The 6,811-nt window shown below is 64.2% G+C and carries 7 protein-coding genes; 3 read left to right on the forward strand and 4 right to left on the reverse strand.

The window, feature by feature from the left end; genetic code table 11:
- Together NP534_RS24825 and speB are read right to left on the reverse strand one after the other, a co-directional pair.
- Positions 1-1,003: aldehyde dehydrogenase family protein (locus NP534_RS24825; RefSeq protein WP_274100465.1), on the reverse strand; the 1,003-nt coding region annotated here is incomplete at its 3' end.
- Between the two features lie 15 nt (positions 1,004-1,018).
- Positions 1,019-1,990 (reverse strand): agmatinase, encoded by a 972-nt coding sequence (gene speB / locus NP534_RS24830; protein WP_033698620.1) that lies wholly within the window; start codon positions 1,988-1,990, stop codon positions 1,019-1,021.
- 289 nt (positions 1,991-2,279) lie between these two features.
- Here speB and NP534_RS24835 point away from each other — a divergent pair, with 289 nt between their 5' ends.
- On the forward strand, positions 2,280-3,191 hold the full coding sequence (locus tag NP534_RS24835) for a LysR family transcriptional regulator (protein ID WP_274100466.1): 912 nt from the start codon (positions 2,280-2,282) through the stop codon (positions 3,189-3,191).
- 11 nt (positions 3,192-3,202) lie between these two features.
- Here NP534_RS24835 and NP534_RS24840 read toward each other — a convergent pair whose 3' ends face one another.
- Positions 3,203-4,102, reverse strand: a complete 900-nt coding sequence (locus NP534_RS24840) for a LysR substrate-binding domain-containing protein (protein WP_274100467.1) — start codon at positions 4,100-4,102, stop codon at positions 3,203-3,205.
- A 125-nt stretch (positions 4,103-4,227) separates the two neighbouring features.
- On the opposite strand from NP534_RS24840, the gene NP534_RS24845 reads away from it, so the two are divergent.
- Together NP534_RS24845 and NP534_RS24850 are read left to right on the forward strand one after the other, a co-directional pair.
- Complete coding sequence (locus tag NP534_RS24845) at positions 4,228-4,863, forward strand: glutathione S-transferase family protein (RefSeq protein ID WP_274100468.1); 636 nt, start codon at positions 4,228-4,230, stop codon at positions 4,861-4,863.
- A 23-nt stretch (positions 4,864-4,886) separates the two neighbouring features.
- The gene (locus tag NP534_RS24850; RefSeq protein ID WP_047583416.1) at positions 4,887-5,915 is read left to right on the forward strand and encodes an LLM class oxidoreductase; all 1,029 of its coding nucleotides are present in this window, start codon (positions 4,887-4,889) and stop codon (positions 5,913-5,915) included.
- A 293-nt stretch (positions 5,916-6,208) separates the two neighbouring features.
- On the opposite strand, the gene NP534_RS24855 is transcribed toward NP534_RS24850, so the two are convergent.
- Positions 6,209-6,763, reverse strand: a complete 555-nt coding sequence (locus NP534_RS24855) for a pyridoxamine 5'-phosphate oxidase family protein (RefSeq protein WP_274100469.1) — start codon at positions 6,761-6,763, stop codon at positions 6,209-6,211.
- Positions 6,764-6,811: the final 48 nt, after the last annotated feature.

A 6,811-nucleotide genomic window follows, 5' to 3' on the forward strand; every position in this document is an offset into this window, starting at 1 on the left:
GATCTGCCGTGTAGCGCGCCAGCGCTTCGAGGAAGGCCGGGTAGACACTGCGCTCGACATAAGCACGGGTACCGGCATCGCACACCTGCCCCGAGTTGAAGAACACACCGTTGGCGACCGCCTCGGCCGCAGCAAAGATATCGGCATCGGCGAACACGATCACCGGCGACTTGCCGCCCAGTTCCAGGGTCAGGCGCTTCATCTGGTCCATCGCCGCCTTGCCCACCGAGCAGCCCACCGGGGTCGAACCGGTAAAGCTCAGCTTGTCGATGCCCGGGTGGCTGGACATCGCCGTGCCCACCACGCTGCCGCGCCCGGTGACAATGTTGAGCACACCGTCGGGGATGCCCGACGCCTGCACCAGCTCGGCAAAGCGCAAGGCCGACAGTGAGGTCAGCTCCGCCGGCTTGACCACCACGGTGCAGCCGGTCGCCAGCGCCGCGCCGAGCTTCCAGGCCATGGTTTGCAGGGGGAAGTTCCAGGGCACGATGGCCCCTACCACGCCGACGGCTTCCTTGCGGGTATAGGCCAGGTAGTTGCCCGGCAGCGAGGGCTCGACGGTGCGCCCATGGATCTTGCTGGCCCAGCCGGCAAAGTAGCGCAGCGTATCGACGGTGCCCTGGATGTCCACGGCACGGGCCTGGGCGACCGACTTGCCCATGTCGATCGACTCGATCTGCGCCAGCTCGTCGCCATTAGCCTCGACCAGGTCGGCCAGGCGATGAATCAGGCGCTCGCGCTCCAGCGGCTTGAGCTGGCTCCACGGGCCGCCATCGAATTGCGCGCGGGCGGCACGCACCGCACGGTCCAGGTCATCCGGGGTGCCCATGGGGATGCGCGTCAGCACGCCCTCGGTGGCCGGCTCGATGACCTCGGCGCTGGCACCATCACTGGCCTCCAGCCAGGCACCGCCGATGAACATATGCTGAGGCTTGCTGAGAAAACGCTGGGTGGCCTCTGAAACCCCGAAGGCCTGCAGGTAGGCTTTTACCTTGTTGTCCACGGTACAGTCTCCGGATCAGCGGGCGTTGGCGCGCGCGTGGAAGATGAAGCCGATGCTGTTCATCAGCAACTGCGCGGCAAGAATCGAGGTCACGCCTGCCGGGTCGTAGGCCGGGGCCACTTCCACCAGGTCCATGCCGACGATCCGCCCCTGGCTGCGCCGGGCCAGCGCCTGGATGATCTCCAGCACTTCGTAGTAGAAGAATCCGCCATGGCTCGGTGTGCCGGTGCCTGGGGCGATGGACGGGTCGAAACCGTCGATGTCGATGGTGATGTAGTAGTCGCGGCCTTCGGGGATTTTCGCCATCACGCCTTCACAACCCAGGCGGCGCACGTCGCGTACCGAAAGGATCTGCGAGCCGGCGTCGCGCGCGGCATCGTAGTCATCGCGGTTGGAGGACGACACGTTGCGGATGCCCATCTGGGTCATGCCGACGATGTGGTCCAGCTCCGAGGCGCGGCGCAGGGGGCTGCCGTGGCCGTAGCGCACACCATGGCGCTCGTCGACGAAGTCCAGGTGGGCATCGAAGTGCACGATGTGGATCGGCCCATGCCCTTCAAAGGCCTTGATCACCGGCGCATGGATCGAGTGGTCGCCGCCCAGCACCACCGGCATGGCGCCGGCCTTGAGAATCTGGCGCACGGCCGACTCGATGTTGGCATTGCTGCTGGCCATGTCGGTGTGCACGATATCGGCGTCACCGACATCGACCATGCGCAGTTGGTCATCGGTCAGGTAGGTGGCGTCATCTTCGAAGTCGTAGGCGCCGGCATGGCCGAACGAGAACAGGGTCGATGCCTCGCGAATGCCGCGCGGTCCGAAACGTGCGCCAGAGCGCCATTGGGTGCCCATGTCGTTGGGCGCACCGAGGATCGCCACATCGGCGTCGATGGCATCCCAGTCGGTGCAGATGGGCGATTTGGCGAAGGTGCAATGCCCGACGAAGGGCAGGTTCAGGCGGCCGGATTCATAACCGTGCTTTGCCATGTTCAGGTTTCTCCACTTATTGTTCTGGTCAGGAGACGGGGCGACTGCTCGACCGCCGTTGCAGCCACTATGGCGGCAGGCCAAGAGCGGAAAAATGCGCAAGTGCAGATGCATACATCGGGCAACCCGAAGTATTCGCCCGATTGCCCAAAGCCCGCCGGCATTTCCAGGCGCCAGGCATTGCAGGGATCACGGCTGCGTGGTTAGCTTGAAAAAAAACAATGGCCGGACGCTCATATCAGCCAGCGCGATGTGACGCAGCGATGTGAAGCACCGCCAGGAGGCCACAGTGATCCAGCTCCACGATGTCGATCTGAAGCTTCTCAGGGTGTTCACCACCATCGTCAGGTGCGGGGGCTTTTCCGCCGCGCAGGCAGCACTCAACGCCGGCCAGTCGACCATCAGCGAACAGATGACACACCTGGAAACCCGCCTGGGGGTCAAGCTTTGCCAGCGCGGGCGCAGCGGCTTTCGCCTGACCGAACAGGGCGTGGCCATCCATGAGGCCACCTTGCGCCTGCTAAGCGCGGTGGAGAGCTTCTGCATGGATGCCGACGTGCTCAAGCAGCACATCAGCGGCAAGCTCAACCTGGGCATCATCGACTCCACCCTGACCGACAACGCCTCGCCCCTGCCGCGCACCACCCAGCGCTTTGTCTCACGCGGGCACGATGCCCACCTGCACATCTACATCGGCGCCCCGGCGGAGCTCGAAGAGCGGGTACTGGACAGCCGGCTGCACCTGGCCATCGGCCACTTCCCGTTGCGCGTGCCGGGGCTGTCGTACCTGCCGCTGTACGACGAAGCCCTGGGGCTCTACTGTGGTCGTCGCCATCCGCTGTATGCCAGCAAGGCGGCCAACGGCCGCCTGCTTGAAGAAGTTCGCCAGTGCCATATCGTCGTGCGTGGCTACATGCAGCAGTACGACCTGGAGCAACTGGGCATCAGCAAGGCCGCCGCGACCGTGGAGAACATCGAGGCGGCGGCGATCCTGATCATTTCCGGCGCCTACATCGGCTTCCTGCCCGTGCACTTCGCCGAGCAGTGGGTCAAGACCGGCGAAATGCGCCGCCTGGGCGCCAGCACACTGGACCTGACCTCCCCCTTCGATGTAATCACCCGGCGCGGCGTGTCGCCGCCACCGATCCTGCGGGCGTTTCTTGAAGACCTGCACACCTGCATGCACCAGGCTGGCGTCTGACCACGCTCGGCTTACCCTGTACTACGGCTTCCCGCAAGCTGCCCCTCGATCCAGTCGATGAAGGCACGCACCTGGGGCCGCTTCAACTGCTCCTTGCGGGCGACCAGGTAGTAGGCAAAGCGTGACGGCCAGGGCCGATCCACGGCCACCACCAGGCTGCCGTCACGCAGCCCCTCCTCGGCATGCTGCGCCTGGACCAGGGCAATGCCTTGACCGCTCGCGGCCGCGCGCAGCAACAGCAGCTCCTCGTCAAAGCTCGGCCCGCGCCGGCTGCGGCTGTCAGGCTCGAAGCCGTGGGCCTGCAACCACAGCGTCCAGTCGGCACGGTCGGCATCCTGCAGCAGCGGGTACTGCAGGCAATCTACGGGTTCATCCAGTGCCGGCCCACTGGCGAGCAGCGCCGGGCTGCAAACGGGTAGCAGCACGGGCGCCAGCAAAGGCATCGACTGCAGCCCCGGGTAATCGCCCAGGCCATGGCGCAGGGCAATGTCGACACGTTCGCGCTGCAGGTCGACCAGTGCCGCGGTGGCCTCGACACGAACCTCGATACCAGGGTGCAGCGCGCTGAAGCTACTGAGGCGCGGCACCAGCCAGCTGGACGCGAAGGAAGGTTGCGTGCTGATGGTGAGGGTGCTGGCCCGTGCCAAAGCTTCAAGGTCGAGCAAGGCGCTCTCGATTTCGCCGAAACCGCGCGAAACGCCGGGGTACAGGCCCGCCCCGGCCTCGGTGAGCTGCACGCCATGGCGGCTGCGTGTCAGCAGGGTGACGCCGAGGCGGTCCTCCAGCAGGCGAATCTGCTGGCTGATGGCCCCCGGGGTAACCCCCATGCGCTCGGCGGCCGCCTTCAGGCTGCCCAGGCGGGTGGTTTCGCTGAAGGCGCGCAAGGCAAGCAGTGGCAGAACGGCACCCATGGAATTCCTCGATTTAGAAAAACTAACGCTGGCGTAAGAAGCAATCGTTTTAGTATCGCGCTCGATCTGCATAGCATAGCGCTCAGGCCAAACAACTTGCGTTAGTTTTCCTGAGGTTATTCGACATGCATGATCCCTCGCTGGTGCTGTACACCGACAGCTCGCCCAACGGCTTCAAAGCCACCATCGCACTCGAAGAGATGGGCCTGCCCTATCGCCTGGAGCATGTTCGCATCGAGCACGGCGAGCATTTGCAACCGGGCTTTCTCGCGCTCAACCCGGCCGGCCGCATCCCGGTCTTGGTCGACCATGCTGCCAACATCGTGCTGTTCGAGTCTGCCGCCATTTTGCTGTACCTGGCACAGCTCAGCGGCCAATTGCTCGACCCCGCGCCGCAGCCGCGCTGGGCGGCGATCACCTGGTTGATGTACCACAGCGCCAGCATGGGGCCGCTGCTCGGCCAGCGCGTGCACTTCGAATGCTTCGAGGCCATGCCCAACCCTGCGGCGCTCAAGCGCTACCGCAGCCTTACCGAAGGCACCTTCACCGTCCTCGACCAGCAGCTTGCCACCCAGCCATGGCTGGCCGGAGAGCGCTATTCGATCGCAGACATCGCGACCTTCGCCTGGCTGCACATCGCCGCCCTGGTGGGCTTCGACTTCAGCCCCCACCGCCACCTGACCCGCTGGTACCGCCAGGTCGAGCAGCGCCCCGCCGTGCAACGGGGTATCCGCCTGCCCGCGCCGGCCACTGGCCCATGAAATCGCTCAACCAAGGAACGGCCATGAACCCTACAACCCCCACCTGCGGCGCCAACGCCAGCGCCTTCGCCCAGCACCCCGGCTACCGGCGCATGTTCGCGCCCGATCAACTGACCTTGGGCATCTTCATGCCGCTGCGTTTCTACGACGGCAACATGCAGGCACTGGCCGGGCAGGCACGGCTGGTCGGCGACATCGACCGCCTGGGCTTTGCCGCCGCCTGGGTGCGTGATGTGCCCTTGTTCGACCCGGCCTTCGGTGACGCTGGGCAGGTATTCGACCCGTTCACCTACCTGGCCTACCTGGCCGCGCAGACTCAGCGCATCGCCCTGGTGACTGGCAGCGCGATCTTCGCCTTGCGCCACCCGATCGACCTGGCCAAGGCCGCTGCCACCCTCGATACCCTGTCGGGTGGGCGCCTGGTGCTGGGCATCGCCTCGGGCGACCGGCCCGTGGAGTTTCCAGCCTATGGCTTGGACCACGACAGCCGCGGCGAGCGCTTTGCGCAAAGCGTGGACTACTTCCGGCAACTGTTGGCCGAGCACCCTGGGCCGATCCAGTCGCCGCTGGGCCAACTCGGCAGTGCCCGGCTGTTGCCAAGGCCAGTGTCAGGGCGCATCCCATTGGTGGTGACCGGCTCGTCACGCCAAAGCCTGCAGTGGCTGGGCGAACACGCCGATGGCTGGCTCACCTACCCCGACGCCACCCATAACGTGCTTGGACCACGACGGTTGGCCGAAAAAATCCGCGCCTGGCGCGCAGCGATACCGGGCGGTGGTTTCCGCCCGCACATGACCAACGAATGGATCGACCTGGACGACGACCCGAACTTCCCGCGTACACCGCTGCAAGGCGGCTACGTGCTGCGCACCGGGCGCAACGGGTTGATCGACCTGCTCGGCGAGTGGCGCGAGGCCGGGGTCAACCATGCAGCATTGGGGGTGCAGATGGCGCGGCGCCCGGCCCAGGACATCCTTCAGGAACTGGCAGAAGAGGTACTGCCGCTGTTTCCGGCGCTGGCAGGGCCAGCACCGCATTCGCAGGACTGGTAGCGCGCTGCTCAGTTGCACAGTGGGTCGCGCAATGAATCGGCAATGTGCGTGTGCAGCGCATCGGCTGCGCGCGAACCTGCAGCGTCTCGGCTGCGGGGTATTGGCATGAGCAGCTGACACGAGTGACTTGCCTGACATCGAACTGCTGTGCGACTGGGGAGCTGTCAGCTTAGGGTCGAACGTGGCCAATCGCGAGTGGCTGCTTTCGACTTTCCAAACATCGCACAACGAGATCAGCTGCCTTGGCCAGCTATTTGCCCTGCCCCATTCTGCTCATCAAAATTGATCCTGTCTCAGGGCGCGATCCAACCCGCCTGCCAATGTTCGCCTTGCAGAATGAAGCGTGCCCGGTGGTGGATATCCTGGGTAAGGTCGAGCCACTCAATTTTTCTCAGGTGGACAGTCACTAACGCGAAGTTTTCGAAACCCTCCAGGTGCGTTTCGTAGGCTGATGAAGGTGCAGAGATCGCCTCACCGGGGATGCTTCCATGGCGAAAGAGTGCTTGAGTTCTTCCTCGTGCCTGCTCCCAGTGCTTGGTAAGTAACGAAACATCCGACACAGGTTCACCTCGGCCTTCCATCCGCAGCTGAAGCTTGCCGGATGGGTCGACGGAGGTTATGCCGACTCTAGGTTCGGCAAGTATCTCTGCGCATTTTGCCGACCGCTTGTCCGCATAAAAGATAATCGACTGCGTAGATTCATCCGCATGGCGCAAGACCACAGTGCTTACCTTGGGTTGCCCTTCAGCATTGACGGTTGCCAGTTGCATCAAGCGAAATGGATTGGGAATACCGCCAACAGGTATAGATAAATCCGACCATACCTTGGTCAAGATCAGATCAAGCATGGCAATCGCCTAAAATTAAAAAGGGCCGCGAACGGGGTGCGGCCCGGA

Origin of the sequence: Pseudomonas sp. 39004, from assembly GCF_028682155.1 — a bacterium.
GTDB lineage: Bacteria > Pseudomonadota > Gammaproteobacteria > Pseudomonadales > Pseudomonadaceae > Aquipseudomonas > Aquipseudomonas capeferrum.

Coding starts and splice junctions, on each gene's coding strand:
- NP534_RS24850 (WP_047583416.1), top strand. CDS start 4,887: ATGAACCCTACAACCCCCACCTGCGGCGCCAACGCCAGCGCCTTCGCC.
- NP534_RS24845 (WP_274100468.1), top strand. CDS start 4,228: ATGCATGATCCCTCGCTGGTGCTGTACACCGACAGCTCGCCCAACGGC.
- speB (WP_033698620.1), bottom strand. CDS start 1,990: ATGGCAAAGCACGGTTATGAATCCGGCCGCCTGAACCTGCCCTTCGTC.
- NP534_RS24855 (WP_274100469.1), bottom strand. CDS start 6,763: ATGCTTGATCTGATCTTGACCAAGGTATGGTCGGATTTATCTATACCT.
- NP534_RS24840 (WP_274100467.1), bottom strand. CDS start 4,102: ATGGGTGCCGTTCTGCCACTGCTTGCCTTGCGCGCCTTCAGCGAAACC.